Below are 17267 nucleotides of genomic sequence, written 5' to 3'. Positions count from 1 at the left end.
CCGTGAACGAGGAAGAAATCGTGCTTACCCCCATGATGAAACAGTTTCTGGATTTGAAAGCCAAACATCCGGATGCAGTGATGCTGTTTCGTTGCGGTGACTTTTATGAAACATATTCTACCGATGCCATTGTTGCATCCGAAATCTTAGGAATCACACTGACAAAACGCGCCAATGGAAAAGGAAAGACTATCGAGATGGCAGGATTTCCCCATCATGCGCTTGATACATATCTTCCGAAACTGATTCGTGCCGGAAAGCGTGTAGCTATCTGTGACCAGCTGGAAGACCCGAAACTGACGAAGAAACTGGTGAAAAGAGGTATTACCGAGTTGGTTACCCCCGGTGTATCTATCAATGATAACGTTCTGAATTATAAGGAGAATAACTTCCTGGCTGCCGTCCATTTCGGAAAGGCTTCCTGTGGAGTTGCCTTTCTTGATATATCTACCGGTGAGTTCCTCACCGCCGAAGGTCCCTTTGACTATGTAGACAAATTGCTGAATAACTTCGGACCGAAAGAGATTCTTTTCGAACGGGGCAAACGCCTGATGTTTGAAGGTAACTTCGGCAGCAAGTTCTTCACATTCGAACTGGACGACTGGGTATTTACCGAATCCACTGCCCGTGAGAAACTACTGAAACACTTTGAGACAAAGAATCTGAAAGGATTCGGGGTGGAGCACCTGAAGAATGGTATCATTGCTTCCGGTGCTATCCTGCAATACCTGACGATGACACAGCATACGCAGATCGGTCACATTACTTCCCTTGCCCGTATCGAGGAGGATAAGTATGTGCGTCTGGATAAGTTTACAGTTCGCAGCCTGGAGCTGATCGGCAGCATGAATGACGGCGGCAGCAGTTTGCTGAACGTGATCGACCGTACCATCAGTCCGATGGGAGCCCGCCTGCTGAAACGCTGGATGGTTTTCCCGTTGAAGGATGAGAAGCCGATCAACGACCGACTGAATGTGGTGGAATACTTCTTCCGCCAGCCGGATTTTAAAGAGCTGATCGAGGAGCAGTTGCATCTGATAGGAGACTTGGAACGTATCATTTCCAAAGTAGCCGTAGGACGTGTGTCGCCACGTGAGGTGGTACAGTTGAAGGTTGCCTTGCAGGCCATTGAACCGATCAAGCAGGCTTGTCTTGAAGCGGATAACGCAAGTTTGAACCGGATAGGTGAACAGCTGAATCTTTGTATTTCTATTCGCGACCGGATTGCCAAAGAAATCAATAATGACCCTCCTTTATTGATCAACAAAGGGGGCGTGATTAAAGATGGTGTGAATGAGGAACTGGACGAATTACGCCGTATTTCATACTCCGGCAAAGACTATCTGTTGCAGATACAGCAGCGTGAAAGTGAGCAGACAGGCATTCCGAGTCTGAAGGTAGCTTACAATAATGTATTCGGTTATTATATTGAAGTCCGCAATATACATAAGGATAAAGTTCCGCAGGAATGGATTCGCAAGCAGACACTGGTCAATGCGGAACGTTATATTACGCAGGAACTGAAGGTTTACGAAGAAAAGATTCTGGGAGCCGAAGATAAGATTCTCGTGCTGGAGACTCAGTTATATACCGATTTGGTGCAGGCATTGACGGAGTTTATTCCGCAGATACAGATTAATGCGAATCAGATTGCTCGTCTGGACTGTCTGTTGTCTTTCGCTAATGTGGCGCGTGAGAATAATTATATCCGTCCGGTTATTGAGGACAATGATGTACTGGATATCCGTCAGGGACGTCACCCTGTGATTGAAAAGCAGCTTCCGATTGGTGAGAAGTATATTGCCAATGACGTGATGCTGGACAGCGCGTCACAGCAGATTATCATCATCACCGGTCCCAATATGGCCGGTAAGTCCGCGCTCTTGCGTCAGACGGCACTGATTACGCTGTTGGCGCAAATCGGTTCGTTTGTTCCTGCGGAGAGTGCCCATATCGGTCTGGTGGATAAGATTTTCACCCGTGTAGGTGCCAGCGATAATATCTCGGTGGGCGAATCTACTTTTATGGTGGAAATGAATGAGGCTGCGGATATTCTGAATAATGTCTCTTCCAGAAGTCTGGTGTTATTTGATGAGTTGGGACGTGGTACGTCTACCTATGACGGTATTTCCATTGCCTGGGCAATCGTCGAGTATATCCACGAACATCCGAAAGCGAAAGCCCGTACACTGTTTGCTACGCATTACCATGAGCTGAACGAGATGGAGAAATCCTTCAAACGCATCAAGAACTATAACGTGTCTGTGAAGGAAGTGGACAATAAAGTGATTTTCCTCCGTAAGCTGGAGCGTGGGGGAAGCGAACACTCCTTCGGTATTCATGTAGCAAAGATGGCAGGTATGCCGAAGAGTATTGTGAAGCGTGCAAATACTATATTGAAGCAACTGGAATCGGACAACCGCCAGCAAGGTATTTCCGGCAAACCATTGACGGAAGTCAGTGAAAACAGAAGCGGTATGCAGCTCAGCTTCTTCCAGTTGGACGACCCGATCCTTTGCCAGATTCGGGATGAGATACTGAATCTGGATGTGAATAACCTTACTCCGATTGAGGCGTTGAATAAGCTGAACGATATAAAGAAGATAGTCAGAGGCAAATAAAAACTGATATAACTTATGCGGGGGCTGACTAAAAAGTCGTTAGTAACTTTAAACTCTCCTCCTTCCGGAAGGAGGAGAATGGAGATACTAACGACTTTTAGTCAGCCCCAACGAAGATACTATAGACTTCTTATGTTGTAAGTTATAGGGTTACTTGCCGTGCCAATGGTATGGCCTTATGCTTATACCTTCTTTGTATAGAAAGAGAGGCCGGTTGGCTTCCATGTGCCTTTGTTTCCGTAGGTATCCTTTTCTTCCGTGGTATAGGCAAAGTTTTTTCCGTCTGATATTTCGTAGATACAGTTTAAGTCATCGCTCTTCTTTTCATAGACATACCCTATGATTGTTCCGTCTCCGTTCGGTGCCGGTTCTAATGTCAAACGGTGATTCTTTCCGTCGGAAGACAGGTAAAGCGGTACTGTACCCGGTTCGTGTCTGACAAATACGCTTCCTATCACACCTTGACAGATATCGGCCTTTGCGGTTAACTCCTTATAAGAGGTATAGTAGCGGTGATAGTGCCCGTCACTTGCCTGAAAGATGGGAGCCGTTTGTTGTAAGGACAGTTGGTGCCTTTTGATATGGGCTATTACCGCTTCTTTTATTTGCTGTTTCTTTATGGGGTCGGCTATTACCTCATAGATGGGGATAAGGTCTTCACCGGTCAGAGTAGTTAAGGCGCGATTCTTTTCATTGGCAGATTGTATCCAGGGGCTGATATCCATCGGATCGCCTGTCAGCTGATCAAAGACTTTGTAATCAGCTCCTTGCAATGACACTACAATTGTTCCCCCATAGTTCTTTTTTACTGTTTCTTCGGGATAAGTGATGGAAACATTGGGATGCTTAATAATGCTGCTCTGATGTGCGCCCATCCCTGTATTTGCGGTTCTCAATAAGTTCTCTTCATCATCCGCTACGATGCTGCGATAGAGGGTTTTGCTTATATAACCTAAATGAGTGTTCACCAATATATGAGTACCAAATAGTTCTATGATTGTTTCAGGTGACGCATCTTCCAGCTCTTGCCGGAAATCATCGGCCAGCCAGTTGGACCAATCCGCATTCAGAGTGAGTAATCTTTGAATCACTCCGTTAGCTCCTGAACTGCCAAAGGCAAATGTGTATTGGGATGAATAATCATAAGGTTTCTGAAAATATTTATGACCGGTAATGGTAGCGGTAAACAGCAAATCATCTTTGTTTTCCGCCGGCACCACAAATTTCTTATATTTTGTGATTGACCGAAGAAACTCTTTCATATCACGACCAATGAAGCTGTCTCCTACTCCGCTCGAACCTACCAGATTGCTAATCCTTTCATTATCTATTTTGCTCAGATCAAGCACTGGTTCTTTTACCGAATTATTGTCTATGTAGCTGCCCATAATATCATATCCGGCACCCAGAAAAGGCTGTGTAAGTGACATGGAGGCTTCAGGCCAGCTATTACCTTGTGGTACGGCAGGGCTTATGTAACTGTCATTCGTTTCTTCCGGAGGAGTGTAAAGTAATTCTTCTTTGTCACTGCAACTTGCGAATACGGATGTGACGAAAGGCACCCATAGTAGTTTGAATAGTGTTTTTGTGCTCATATTTTTATCATTTAGTCGCGCTAAAGGTAGATAAAAGGAATGAGAAAATACTATTTGAACAGCACTATTATTTCAGAAAGTCTTCCACCTTTTTATAAAACAAGGAAAGATGATGCCCGTCAATAAATCCGTGATGAATCGTCATCGCGATAGGCATCACCAGTCTGCCTTCCCTTATGATGGCTTTTCCGGCATTCAGCAACGGATAGTTATTGCCGCTTCTCTTCTCTTGTGTGCCGGTGATGGAAGTAAAGTACAGGTCGGGAGTCGCACTTAACAGAATCAGTCCGTAATCTCCGTCGGCTACTTCTTCGTTTTCTGCCGCATACGGATCGCCGTCTTCGGGGATGGCGTCGATAATTAGCCTTGCTTCCTGATAGAAAGTGTCGAAATCGTTGTGGTAGGGGAAACGGGTGGTGAAGAACTTGCCGTTCTCTTTTATCTTGATGGGAGACAACATATCTATGGTGTCATAGAGCACTACACGTCCGTCCGGATCGATGCGGTAACGAAACTCCGGTATTTCGTTGGCTGCACGCAGCACAGCATAAAGATAATGGAGAAAGAAAGACTGTCCGGCGGCTTTGGCACGTTGCCTGGCTCCTCCGCACTCTACTTCGGAGGTAATGGATAATTGGGGATTCTGGAAGTGGCGGAAGAAGTTGAAATTCTCCTTCCGCTCCCAGTTTTCTATATCTATGATTTGTTTCATTTCTTTGCTACCTTCTTCCGGTCATAGAAGAACATAAAGTAGAAACCGATGATGATGAAAGGAACGCTCAGCCATTGTCCCATGTTGAACATCATGTTGTCTTCGAATGCTTCCTGGTTCTGCTTCACAAATTCGATAAAGAAACGGAAGGTAAAGATATAAGCCAGACAGAGTCCGAAGAAGAATCCGCGATGCAGTTTCTTGCTGTAATTCTTATAAAGATAGATCATGATGAAGAACAGGATCAGATAAGCTATCGCTTCATAGAGCTGTCCCGGATGGCGGGGGAGCATGTCTACCCGTTCGAATACGAACGCCCAGGGTACATTGGTCGGGTTACCGATAATTTCGGAGTTCATCAGATTCGCCAGACGGATGAAACAGGCAGTGATCGGAGTAGCGACGGCAATCATGTCCACCACATCCATATAATGAAGTTTCGTCTTGCGACAATACAGCCAAAGGGCGATCATCAATCCGAGCGTACCTCCGTGACTGGCAAGTCCTTCATAACCGGTGAATTTCCATCCGCCGCCTGCCAGGAACTTGATCGGCAGAAGCATTTCCACAAATCCCTTTCCGCTGGTCAGGTACTGTCCCGGATCGTAGAACAGGCAGTGCCCCAGACGTGCTCCAATCAGAATACCGAAGAAACAATAAAAGAAGAGGGGATCGAATTTCTTCTCGTCTATTTTTTTGTCGCGAAACTGGTAATGGACAATGATGTAAGCAAAGAAGATTCCTACTGCCCACAATAATCCATAATAACGGATAGAAATGCCGAACAGGTTGAATAGTTCGGGATTCGGATTCCAGTTGATTGATAATAAAAGGGTATTCATGTTGGATAACGGTTTACGGTTTGTAATTAGTGTTTTGTGAATTTTTCGGCAACCATCCGGTAAGTTGGTATGTCGATACCTTGCTCCTCGGCTGCTGCAATCATGTCAAACAGCAAACCTTGTATTTCCGATTCATGTCCCCGTGCCAAGTCCTTTTGCATGGATGCGGTACTGTCGGGATCGAGTTTATCAATGACTTTCAAATTGTAGCTGACAGGGTCTTCGGGAAATTCGACTCCCAGCTTACGCCCCAGTGCGGCACTCTCGGTAGAAAGGCCGATGAACGTATCACGTACTTTCCCCGGCTTCTGAACTTCACCCATCGGCACGTCATAGTAAGCACCGGTGACGGCCATTGCCGAGATGAACGACCATTTGACGAATGTATCCCGATTGATGTCCGGAGAAATCTCTGCTTTGATTCCACTTTCCTGAAGGTCTTTCTGAATGGCTTCCATAATGCCCGGAGCCACCTGTGTCCCTTTGTGGGCGCCATACACCAGACGGAAGATTTTCCCCATCTGAGTGATCTCTCCCGTGCCGGAAACAAAGCCTACGATGTAGATGCAACCATCGAGCACCGTTACACCCGGAACGAGACGCTGAATGCGTGGTCCTGTCCCGTAAACATTCAGGATAGGGATGACGACTGTCTTCTCATGCGATGCTCTTTTGATGAGTTCGGTAATCGAATCGACGGAATATCCTTTCACGCAGACGAAGATCACATCCGCTTTCCCGTTAAATTCCTCCGCATTCATGGTAGGGATAACCAGCGTATGCTCTCCCTTTAAATCTGATTTCAGTTTCAGACCGTCTTTCTGTATAGCCTGCAGATGAGCTCCGCGGGCAATACAAGTAACATCTTTTCCGGCTAGCGACAAGAATCCTGCGATACTGCCACCGACGCCTCCGGTTCCTGCAATAAGATATTTCATACTGTTTGAGTTTAAACGTTGAATCGGAAGTGCATGATGTCGCCGTCCTGCACCACATATTCTTTTCCTTCCACACCGAGTTTTCCGGCTTCCTTGACAGCCGCTTCGGAGCCGTACTGGATATAATCATCGTATTTGATTACTTCCGCGCGGATAAATCCTTTCTCGAAATCGGTATGGATGACGCCTGCGCATTGCGGAGCTTTCCATCCTTTCTCGTAAGTCCATGCACGTACTTCCTGTACACCGGCTGTGAAGTAAGTTTCGAGGTTCAGCAGCTTGTAAGCTGACTTGATAAGACGTGCGACGCCCGATTCTTCCAGCCCTACTTCGGCAAGGAACATCTGACGGTCTTCGTATGTTTCCAGTTCGGCGATGTCTGCTTCGGTTTTTGCGGCGACAACGAGGATTTCTGCGTTTTCGTCTTTCACGGCTTCACGCACCATGTCTACGTATTTGTTGCCGTTTACCGCACTTGCTTCGTCTACGTTGCAGACGTACATCACGGGTTTGCTGGTCAACAGGAAGAGTTCGTGAGCGATCTTTTGTTCGTCTTTCGTTTCGAAAGTGACGGTGCGGGCGGATTTGCCTTGTTCCAGTGCATCCTTGTATTGAATGAGTACGTCATAAGCCTGCTTTGCAGCCTTGTCGCCACCGGTCTGAGCCTGTTTCTGTACTTTCTGGATACGGCTTTCGATGGTTTCCAGGTCTTTCAGCTGAAGTTCGTAGTCGATGATTTCTTTGTCACGGACGGGGTTTACGCTTCCGTCTACGTGGGTCACGTTATCATCGTCGAAGCAGCGGAGTACATGGATGATTGCGTCTGTTTCGCGGATATTGGCAAGGAATTTGTTTCCCAGTCCTTCGCCTTTGCTTGCACCTTTCACCAGTCCGGCGATGTCTACGATTTCTACAGTCGTGGGGACAATCCGTTGGGGATGTACCAGTTCTGCCAGTGCGTTCAGGCGTTCGTCGGGAACGGTGATTACGCCTACATTCGGTTCGATTGTACAGAAGGGGAAGTTTGCCGCTTGCGCTTTTGCGTTTGACAAACAGTTGAAAAGTGTCGATTTACCTACGTTCGGAAGTCCGACAATACCACATTGCAATGCCATATTAATCTATTATTTCTTTTATTATCAATGAATCATATCATGTGAGCAGCGACTTGGCGCTAATCTCCCGATAAAAACAGTTTTGATTGCCAGCCTGCTCATTTTAGTTTGCAAAGATAATCATTTTTTGAGCTAATGAGGGAAACTTGGTGCACTTTCTGTCTTTTTCTGATAATTGTGCTGGCTGGAAAAAGGTTTTGAGCAAATTGACAAAATGAATTTTTAGTCTCTTCAGAATGCCGTTTTCCTGCCCGACGGCGGGAGTGGGGGAAAATATGCGAATGAAAATCTGTATTTTGTTCATAAATAGGGCGGTATCTGAATCTTTACAAGGCTAATAATTGGGCAACCATGCCCTTCTTGTCAAATATGAAGGCTTGATGCTTTGGATAAGGTTGACTGACACGTTGGATATATATGACCAACACGTTGGATAAGGTTAGCTGACATATCAGCTATTAATGTTCTGTAGGTTGGATATATATATTCTGCGTGTCAAGTAACGACTCCTTTGCATAATCTTCCAATAAAACGGAAATGATATGCAAATAGTCTGCATATTGATACATCCTATTCTTTCTCTGAGAGCTGACTGGCGTTCTTTTCAAAATGTATCTGTCAGCAGAAACGGCAATATGGTGCCATTAATACTTTGAATTGATTTTATTCTGTCACTATGATAATTTCATCTTTAGTGAGTTCTTAAAAAATCCCCTTATTCTCTGGCTTTACTTTCTATTTGAGAGTAATTAAGAATAAGGGGGATTTCAGTATTCGTTATTCGCAAGGCGGTACTTCCGAAATACTGCCATACCGGTGATACTCAAAGGCGATGCTTTGCTCCTTGATATAGTGTATCAGCTCGATGCGCCCTTGCTTCACAGGCGGTGCTGTCGCAATGTATTTATTGGTTTCCGCTGCCCGTTCGTACATGACATCGGGTATATCCGGCGAACAGGTACGTACTCTTTCATATTCGGGCAATTCTTTCAGGAAGTCCTCTAATGATTCTTTCCGGAGTGTGCAGCCGAGTCCGGCAAGTCTGCTGCTACGATCATCTGTCGGGCCAAAACTGATGGTGAGCGGAGTTCTGCATATACGGGCGGCGTGTGCAATCATCGTCGCTTCTTCGTCTGTATCTTTCGGGAAGAGGCGTAGAATCATGTTCTTCAAAGGCAGATAGCGGAAGAGGTTTTGTTCTCCATATAGCCGGTTGACGTCTCTCGGTTTTGAGAACTCTTCCTGATAGGCTTTGGCATAACTCTGTCGGTAGTCGGTCCGGCTGTCCGGTTTGTCGGTGATTTCGAGGAAACAGGTACAGTAGTTGGGGCCACCTGCTTTGATACCACCACCGAAGGCGGATAGTTTCATTCCTCCGAATGGTTGCCGGTTGACGATGGCTCCGGTAATTCCCCGGTTGATATACAGGTTTCCTGCCATTACGGAGTTCTTCCACAGCTTCTGCTCCTTTTCATCCAGACTTTGCAGGCCGGAGGTCAATCCGTAATCCAACCCGTTCACCAGCCTGATTCCTTCTTCAAGGTTCTCGATACAGGCCACGCTCAGCAGGGGACCGAACAATTCGGTGCGGAATGAGAAACTTTCCGGTTTTACTCCCCATTTGACAGTTGGTGCAAGGATGTACTCTCTGCGGTCGATGAAACGCGGGGGAACCAGCCATGACTCACCCGGTTCGAGGTTGAAGGCTTGCAGTAACTTATCGTTCTTGTTGGTAATCATCGGACCGACGATATTTCCGGCATTCCACACACTGCCGGTTTTCAGGCTTGTCGCCGCATCTTTCAGCTTGCTACGGAAGTTTTCGTCTTCGTATACGGAACGTTCGACTAACAACAGCGAACAGGCGGAACACTTCTGTCCGGCATTGCCGAAGGCAGAAGTGACGATGTTCATGATGGCGTGGTCACGGTCGCCCGACGCTGTGAGGATAATAACGTTTTTACCTCCCGTTTCTGCCGATAACGGAGTGGTCGGATTGGCTTTTGCGATATTCTGTGCGGTGTCCGTTCCTCCTGTCAGAATGATATGTTTGATGGCGGGGGCGGTAGTCAGTACTTTCAGTGCTTCCCGGCGGGTGATGATGACTTGCAGCGCTTCCTTCGGCACACCGGCATCCCAGAATGCCTTGGCAAACATCCACGCAACAGGGGCGGCTACGGTGGCAGGTTTCAGTATAACGGTATTTCCTCCCGCCAGTCCGGCTACTATGCCGCCCACAGGGATGGCACAGGGGAAGTTCCACGGGGAGATGACCAGTATGGTGCCTTTCGGTTTCATTTCTACGTCATCCAGCGCGGCAAACTTCTTCATCGCTGTCGTATAGAAACGGGCATAGTCTACCGCTTCCGATACTTCTACATCACCTTCAATGACGGTTTTACCCGTCACGGCACACATACAGCCTATCAGATCGCCCCGCATATCGGCGAGCCGGTTGGCTGCTTCGTACATGATCCGGTGGCGTTCTTCGAGTGTGGTCTTTCTCCATCCGGCAGGGTCTGCCTCTGCAATTTCGATGATTTTCTCCACTTGTGCGCTGTCCGCCTGCGACATTTCACAGATACAGACTTCATCGTCCTGACAACGGTCTGTATATGGGTAGCGGCTTTCGCATACCACCGTTTCCGCACCTATTTGCAGCGGAATGATTTCCGGCTGTTCCGTTCCGTCTTTCTTCCATTTGGAGAAGATAGAACGCACCCATTCCTGATTCTGTGGCAGGTCGAAGTCCGTGTCCGGTTCATTCTTCAGGACGTCTGCCGGTGGGACGGGCGTGTAAGGAAGATTGCGATTCTGTGTGCGTGGGGACACATGACTCAGTTGATCTTTCATGGCGTAGGCATCTTCGAACTGCTTAGCCAGGAAATCCCACTCTTTTGTGTTCGGTCTCAGATTGAAAGAGTGAGTCAGGAAGTTATCAGGTGCCGTATTCTCATCCATCCGGCGGACGAGATATGAGACGGCATTCAGAAAATGTTCGTTTTTCACTACGGGAGTATAAAGAATCACCCGGTTGCCGAGCATGGATTGGGCTCTCCATAGGTGGTTCGCCATCCCTTCCAGCATTTCGAAGGTCATGTATTCGGCTGTACCATATTTCTGAGCCAGCAGATAGGCGTAGGCGATGGAGAACAGGTTATGGGAAGCTACTCCAAGATGCAATACCCTTGCGTTTTCGGGCATCAGTGCCCGTTCCAGCAGATGCAGGTAGTTGGCGTCTACTTCTTCTTTGGAAGGGCGGATCGGATTGGGCCAGCCTCTCAGCGAAGAGATGACGGTTTCCATTTCCAGGTTGCAGCCTTTCACCAGACGCATCTTGATCGGAGCACCGCCTTCTGCCACACGTGCTTTGGCAAATTCGATCAGTTCGGTCTGAAAGTCGTATGCGTCCGGCAGATATGCCTGAACGACGATTCCGGCGGAATAGTTCTTGAACTGCGGCAGGCTGAGCACTGTCTTGAAGAGGCGTAATGTGAAATGGGTATCTTTGTACTCCTCCATATCCAGATTGATAAACTTGGATCGTCTGACTCCTTCTTCGTCCGTATAGGGGAAATCAATCGCTTTCTGATAAAGCGCGGACATTCGCGAAATGAGTTCCGGAAAACTTTCTTCATAATTCAAGGCGTGTGTCTGCGCATAGATTCCCGATATTTTCACTGATATGTAGTTGATGTCGGGTGATTCGAGCGCTTTCAGATAATGGTGGTAACGATGGTCGGCTTCTCCGTTGCCGAGCACCACTTCGCCCAGCAGGTTGACGTTCTGCCCGATTTTCTCCTTTGCACGGATGGCCAGATGCTTCGTGAGTTGCGGACGCGCTTCGTTGATGATGACCTGCGAGGTGTTCATGCGCAGGCGCTTCTTGATGATGGGGATGGCGATAAAGTCGAAATGATGGCCGAATGCCTGATACATTTTGAACAGGAAGCTGTCCCGCTTGTTCAGAAATTCGGGAACGCCGTATTGGTCGAGAAGGGTTTTGATACGTTTGGCAAGTATCCTTCGGTCACGGATTTGCGAAGATTCATCCAGCATCTTCACGAGGAATTTCTTGTCCTGCGGACGTTGTACCATGACAGCGTATTTATGCTGTTCGCGGCGTTCGGCTTCTGTGATGGTTTGTTCACAGGTATTGTACAGTTTGAGTACCCAATCCTGTACTTCGGTAAGGGTCGGTTGATATTGTTTGTCCATACTAATCTGATCTATGTAGATTATGGAAATTAAGAAAATAAGAATCTCAAATGCAATTTACATAGGGTGGCAGGTGGGACTGAACATAACAGCACGGTAGCGATGCAGGGTTTGCAACGCTTGCTGCGAGAAGCGGTCGAACAGATACTGTTGTGTCATATTCGTCGTTTTTTAAAGTGATTAGGTACAAAAGGCTCACACTTCTCGCAAATATAAAAATATCTTGTTGATTTTCAAGCAAAAGGAGAGAAAATATTCTCTCCTTTCAGAATTATTTTTTCTTGCAATAACTACCCGATTGCTTTATAGCTATTACTGATTCGCATTATCTATCCTTACTTAAAAGAATAAAGTTGCAAAACAACTTGCGGGCTACATCAGCCGCAGCCGCAGGATTATTCAGGTTATCAACCAAATCTAAGGTTGAATAATAGATTTTCCCTTTTCCGCAAGAGATGATTCCGACAGCAGAGCCAAGATTAAACGGAGCACTGCCGTATGAGCCTGCCACTAATTCTTCATTATCTATATGTAGCCCTAAACGCCGGTCGCCGTTACGCACCAGGGCTTGATAAGGCCATCCCATTGCTACATTGACCGGAAGACCGTTGAAAAGAGGATGTTCTTTCACGAAATGAACGCCGCCTACCCAGTTCTTTCCTACGGAATAATAGCCATGATAAGCCGAACCTGTATATGCGCTCACAGCATCCATCCATGACTCGGCCGATTTTAACAAGAGCAATGAAGTACCGTCTTCCTTTACGCGATCCAATAACTCTTGGGGAGCAATCGCCGCATGGTCCGGAAGAGACCAGACTAATTGTACGCTTCCCGTGGGATTGCGTTGACTGTATTCCACACGGACAGCGACCTCATCACCTGCTTTCAACAAGAAAGGGCGAACGACGGTCAATTCTTTATTATTTCTCCATTCATCAACAATACGCTGTCCGTTGACGGAAAGACGCATTCCCTGATCGGAAGTAACCCCAATCATATAGGTGCCGGACTGAGGGGCTTTTAATTTCCCATCCCAGATAGCTGAAAAAGATTGGTTGGCAGGAAGCAAGGGGTCCGGTTGGGCACCGTCTGCGAAAGTACGGTCTATCTTGTTGTCTTGGGTCACCCCCGCCAATGTACGTAAGTCATCGTCTTTATAAAGAGAGAGTTCCAAAACCGATTTGCCTTCTTTCTGACAAAATGCTTCAACAGGAACAGGCTGCGGCGCATCCAGGGATGAACGTGTCACTACAATCCAGTCCAGTTTCTCTATATCCGAATGGAAAGCAGGAAGCTCGCATCCGGTTGCTTTCTGGTAAAAGGTAGCAACAGGATCATCGGGAGTACCATATAAAGCACCTTTTCCTTTCAATTGCTTCTTATCCCAGTAAATGCCAAGTACTTCATCTTTCCCTTCGGCGCACAGGTGTCCCGACGCATTCCGTAATTGCGCCTTGACTTGATATAAACCGGAAACTCCTTCTATTTCCAACTGGCAGTGCTCCAATAATAGCTGTCCGAAACAGTCTCCTCCGGTAATGTGCACCTCTTTTTCGATGTGTTTTCCTTCCTTCCCGTCGGGTGTGCAGACAAATACTGATAAACGGTATTTTCCGGAAAGATTTTTTTCATTAACGATGTAGAAATCGACCGGTACTTTTCCCGGCAGGTGTACAAACTGTGTGCGGGGAGAGACCGCTACATAGAGCGGTTGGGTATAGTAAGTAAAGGTGGAAGGATTTCCTTTGCAGTTCCGGTAGATGTCTACAATGCCGGAATGGTTGTCATACGGCATCGCTTCCCAGCCGTTCACTGCATAAACGTCTCCTGTATTCTGCATACGCATTCCTTGAATGCGCCGTCCTTGATGGTCGAAAGAGACATCTCCCATGGCGCGTGTCAGCGAGTCAATGGAGCCGAAGTAAGGTGCCAGGTTCTTCTCATGGAAAAACTGCTGAAATGCCTCATATTGATTCTTCCAGAATAATCCGTCCCACCCCTTGATTCCGGTCTGTTCTATTTCTTTGGCAATTTCGGCAATGCGGGGAGGAGTTGAAAGAGCACCTTCTTCGCCCCGTATATAGATTTCGGTCCGGTTGTCCGTATACATCAGATTGTCTTTCGGACCTCTATAGTAATCTTCCTCCCAAGTGGCAGGCCCTGCGGCGCGATGATTGTCGAACCATCCCTTCCGGTGCAGTACCGAATCGAAAGGTAACAGATTTGCCTTGGCATCCTCTTCCGAATGTTCGGCAGAAGCCCATCCGGAAGTAAAAGTCATCACCCGGCTCGGATCAATGGCATGCGCCTTTTTCATGTCTTCCATACGCAGGGCAGTCAGTTCTTTATCTCTGGCACGAGGACCTCCCCATTCATTTATCAGATTATAAATGACGAGACTTGGATGACTTCTGTCCCGCAAGATCATTCGTTGCAGTTTGGTATTGACTATGGTCCGGATGAAGGGATCGTGTCCTGCGGAGTGAAAAGCTCCCGGCTCTTCCAGATATAGCAGTCCCAGTTCATCTGCTTTTTCGAGCACTACCGGTGAACCGATGGAACGATGGAAATTCAGCATATTCAGTCCTAAAGCCTTGGCTGTAAGTATCTGTTTTTCGGCCATTTCCGGAGTGGCATACAAGCCGCCCACAGGCCAATATCCCCAACTGATGGCGGTAAGCAGCATCACCCGCTGCCCGTTCAGTCTCAACTGGGCATCTTTTCCAATCCCTGTCGGTTCAAACCAGCGGAAACCGAAAGTCCGGGAATCTGCATCCCATATTCTTTTAGCCGATTTGAGTTCGACCCGGCAAACGTACAGATGCGGGGAATCCAGATTCCAGAGTTTCGCATTCGGGCAGTTCAGGTCCATGGTTATCGTATTTTCTCCCTTTTGCAAGATAACGTTCTTCAAATCCCTGCGAGCTATAATTCTCGATGGGTTTTCCTTTTCTGCAACTGTGAACATGAGCTGCCCCTTTTCTGTATTCATCAGGGTATTGTTCACTGTCAGAATCGCTTTCACTTTGGTATATTCCGGTTGGTTCTGCATATAGATGTCTGATATGAACAAAGGAGAGACTGCATCCAGACGTACCCGCCCTATGATTCCTCCGAATGACCTTCCGGGCGGTATCTGATAGCTGCCCCAATTCATCTCCGTGAAGTCCTGCCAATGGAAATTACCTCCCGGATGTGTCACCCGCACTGCCAGAAGTTGCTCTTCACCGGGTTTCACCGCTTCTGTAATATCCACGTCAAAGGGGGATTCTCCAATCATATCATATCCCACCAGCTTCCTGTCCAGATAAATCTCGGCACGCATACGGACCGATTCAAAATGAATCAGCACCCGTCTGCCTTTCAGTGTTGCCGGGAGTTTGATAGTTCTAAACCACCAGCTGACTCCTGCTCCATCGTCCGGACTTGGGCGACTGGAAACTGTACAATATTCCTCCACGGTTCCCGGCACCTGCACGGCTGTGGCATTGGCCGGATTCAGTTGTTCCCAGCCTCCTGTCGGAACATTCACAGGAAGGAGTGACAAATCCGTAGCATCTTCCGGCAGAAACAGTTTATCGTTTTTCCATTCCGCCTGCTTGTCCTGCCATAAATGCCATTCTCCACCATCCAGAGAAAGAGTGTATCTTCCCGCTGTTTTATCGTCCTGTTTTGCATCTACCGACACACTTGTCCATCCACATAGTATGCACAAGTATAACATCCAACTTTTTTTTAAAGCATTCATTGTTTTTCATCTGTTTATTGAGAAAGTACGTCAGATGCAAAATTATAGGGGAGGCATTAATAAAATAGTGTGATGGCGATTAATACAGAGTTAATTTGCAATTAAAACCCATTAATCTGCGTTTGGCGGCAGAAAAGTATGTTTTGTTTGGGGTATTACGGTATTACTTGGGGTGATTTATTTTTCTTTGGATTAAGTTATTTACCAGTGGCTTGCTTTGACTCAAAGTTTAGTATTTGGCTTGATACTTCTTATAAAAGATCAGGAAAAGGATGAAGCCGATCAATGCGAACGGAACACCCGTCAGGGCGGGATAACGGTAGCCGCCGCTGATTGCCAGTCCTCCTGCATAAGCTCCGATGGCATTTCCCAGATTGAACGCTACCTGTACACAGGCAGCTCCGAGCATTTCGCCTCCTTTGGCTACACGGATAATCAATATCTGTTCCGGACTGGATACGGCAAACAGTCCTGCGGTGCAGAGGCACATCAATAGCGCAGCCGCCCATTTGTAGGGAGAAAGGAAGAAGATAAGCAATAGCATCAGGCAGATCAGTGCTTGTGCGGCAGTTCCTACCTTTCCGGGAGTGTAGCGGTCGGAGAGCCGCCCGCTGATCAGATTTCCCATGACCATACCGAATCCGGCAAGAATCATCAGCGGGGTGATACTTTCGGCAGAGAAACCGGAGATATGAGTGAGCATTGGATTGATATAGCTATACCAGCAGAATACGCCGCCATTACCTAATGCCGTAGCACCCAGAATGAGCCAGGGAGCCGGAGTTTTGAGAAAGCGGAACTGTCCTTTGAAACCGGTATCTTTCAGCCCTTCTACCTGAGGAACCCAACGCCAGATGTAATACAGAATGACGATTCCCCAAAGACCTACCAGCAGGAAGGTAGCCCGCCACGAAAGCATGGTGCTTAAAGAAGTTCCCAGCGGTACGCCGAACAGGTTGGCGATGGTCATTCCGGCTATCATGATGGAGACAGCTTCTGAACTCTTGCCTTTATCGGCGAGCCTTTCCGCGACGATAGAACCGACCCCGAAATAGGCTCCGTGAGGAAGTCCGGAGATGAAGCGGGAGATAAGCAGCATCCAGTAGTTAGGTGATAATGCCGCACAGATATTACCTACCATAATCAGCGTGACTAATACCAGCAATATATGTTTTAGTGGATATTTACGTGCTAATGTCAATACAGGGGCGCCGACACAAACGCCTAGTGCGTAGGCGGAAATGAAATGTCCGGCAGCAGGGATGCTAATCTTTAAATCTCTGGCTACATCGGGCAGTATACCCATCATTACAAACTCGGCGATACCCAATCCGAGGGTACCGAATGCCAATGCAATAAGACTCTTCTTCATACGAAACTCAACCTGATACCTGTTACTTTTTACCTTCTTTATTTAGCGTATTTTTACGGGGTGCAAAGGTAAAACAAAATCTCTCAGAATGAGTTCGTCAGGA

Annotated in this window: 10 protein-coding genes; 1 reads left to right on the top strand and 9 read right to left on the bottom strand. The window is 47.2% G+C overall.

Annotated elements, in window-relative coordinates; all coding sequences use genetic code 11:
* Nucleotides 1-32: 32 nt before the first annotated feature.
* On the top strand, nt 33-2621 hold the full coding sequence (gene mutS / locus BT_RS15815) for a DNA mismatch repair protein MutS (protein WP_011108646.1): 2589 nt from the start codon (nt 33-35) through the stop codon (nt 2619-2621).
* Between the two features lie 182 nt (nt 2622-2803).
* Here the strand turns inward: mutS and BT_RS15810 are convergent, their stop codons facing one another.
* The 9 genes from BT_RS15810 to araJ all read right to left on the bottom strand — a co-directional run bounded on the left by BT_RS15810 (nt 2804) and on the right by araJ (nt 17164).
* On the bottom strand, nt 2804-4216 hold the full coding sequence (locus tag BT_RS15810) for a hypothetical protein (protein WP_011108645.1): 1413 nt from the start codon (nt 4214-4216) through the stop codon (nt 2804-2806).
* 67 nt (nt 4217-4283) lie between these two features.
* Nucleotides 4284-4928 carry a chloramphenicol acetyltransferase gene (locus BT_RS15805; RefSeq protein WP_008767382.1) on the bottom strand — a complete coding sequence of 215 codons (645 nt, stop codon included), beginning with the start codon at nt 4926-4928 and terminating at the stop codon, nt 4284-4286.
* Entirely contained in the window at nt 4925-5770 is an 846-nt protein-coding gene (gene lgt, locus BT_RS15800; protein ID WP_011108644.1) for a prolipoprotein diacylglyceryl transferase, read from the bottom strand. Before lgt ends, BT_RS15805 begins: the two co-directional genes overlap by 4 nt.
* A 26-nt stretch (nt 5771-5796) precedes the next feature.
* Entirely contained in the window at nt 5797-6708 is a 912-nt protein-coding gene (locus tag BT_RS15795; protein ID WP_011108643.1) for a ketopantoate reductase family protein, read from the bottom strand.
* Nucleotides 6709-6719: 11 nt separating this feature from the next.
* A complete protein-coding gene (ychF, locus tag BT_RS15790; protein WP_011108642.1) occupies nt 6720-7823 on the bottom strand; it encodes a redox-regulated ATPase YchF in 1104 nt (367 codons plus the stop codon).
* A 103-nt stretch (nt 7824-7926) separates the two neighbouring features.
* Nucleotides 7927-8127, bottom strand: coding sequence for a hypothetical protein (locus BT_RS24700; RefSeq protein WP_048696924.1), 201 nt, complete (start codon nt 8125-8127; stop codon nt 7927-7929).
* 473 nt (nt 8128-8600) lie between these two features.
* Nucleotides 8601-12041 (bottom strand): bifunctional proline dehydrogenase/L-glutamate gamma-semialdehyde dehydrogenase, encoded by a 3441-nt coding sequence (locus BT_RS15785; protein ID WP_048696927.1) that lies wholly within the window; start codon nt 12039-12041, stop codon nt 8601-8603.
* Nucleotides 12042-12366: 325 nt separating this feature from the next.
* Entirely contained in the window at nt 12367-15768 is a 3402-nt protein-coding gene (locus tag BT_RS15780; RefSeq protein WP_011108640.1) for a PA14 domain-containing protein, read from the bottom strand.
* Between the two features lie 253 nt (nt 15769-16021).
* Complete coding sequence (araJ, locus tag BT_RS15775) at nt 16022-17164, bottom strand: MFS transporter AraJ (RefSeq protein WP_011108639.1); 1143 nt, start codon at nt 17162-17164, stop codon at nt 16022-16024.
* Nucleotides 17165-17267: the final 103 nt, after the last annotated feature.

The sequence above is a fragment of the Bacteroides thetaiotaomicron VPI-5482 genome, from assembly GCF_000011065.1.
GTDB classification, from domain to species: domain Bacteria; phylum Bacteroidota; class Bacteroidia; order Bacteroidales; family Bacteroidaceae; genus Bacteroides; species Bacteroides thetaiotaomicron.
Note: the sequence above shows the minus strand (reverse complement) of the source record. Positions and strands in the feature narration are given on the sequence as shown.

Bases quoted from the DNA above. Each gene is read 5' to 3' on its own strand.
- ychF (WP_011108642.1), bottom strand. From the start codon at position 7,823: ATGGCATTGCAATGTGGTATTGTCGGACTTCCGAACGTAGGTAAATCG.
- BT_RS15785 (WP_048696927.1), bottom strand. From the start codon at position 12,041: ATGGACAAACAATATCAACCGACCCTTACCGAAGTACAGGATTGGGTA.
- lgt (WP_011108644.1), bottom strand. From the start codon at position 5,770: ATGAATACCCTTTTATTATCAATCAACTGGAATCCGAATCCCGAACTA.
- BT_RS15810 (WP_011108645.1), bottom strand. From the start codon at position 4,216: ATGAGCACAAAAACACTATTCAAACTACTATGGGTGCCTTTCGTCACA.
- BT_RS15795 (WP_011108643.1), bottom strand. From the start codon at position 6,708: ATGAAATATCTTATTGCAGGAACCGGAGGCGTCGGTGGCAGTATCGCA.
- araJ (WP_011108639.1), bottom strand. From the start codon at position 17,164: ATGAAGAAGAGTCTTATTGCATTGGCATTCGGTACCCTCGGATTGGGT.
- mutS (WP_011108646.1), top strand. From the start codon at position 33: ATGATGAAACAGTTTCTGGATTTGAAAGCCAAACATCCGGATGCAGTG.
- BT_RS24700 (WP_048696924.1), bottom strand. From the start codon at position 8,127: ATGAACAAAATACAGATTTTCATTCGCATATTTTCCCCCACTCCCGCC.
- BT_RS15780 (WP_011108640.1), bottom strand. From the start codon at position 15,768: ATGTTATACTTGTGCATACTATGTGGATGGACAAGTGTGTCGGTAGAT.
- BT_RS15805 (WP_008767382.1), bottom strand. From the start codon at position 4,928: ATGAAACAAATCATAGATATAGAAAACTGGGAGCGGAAGGAGAATTTC.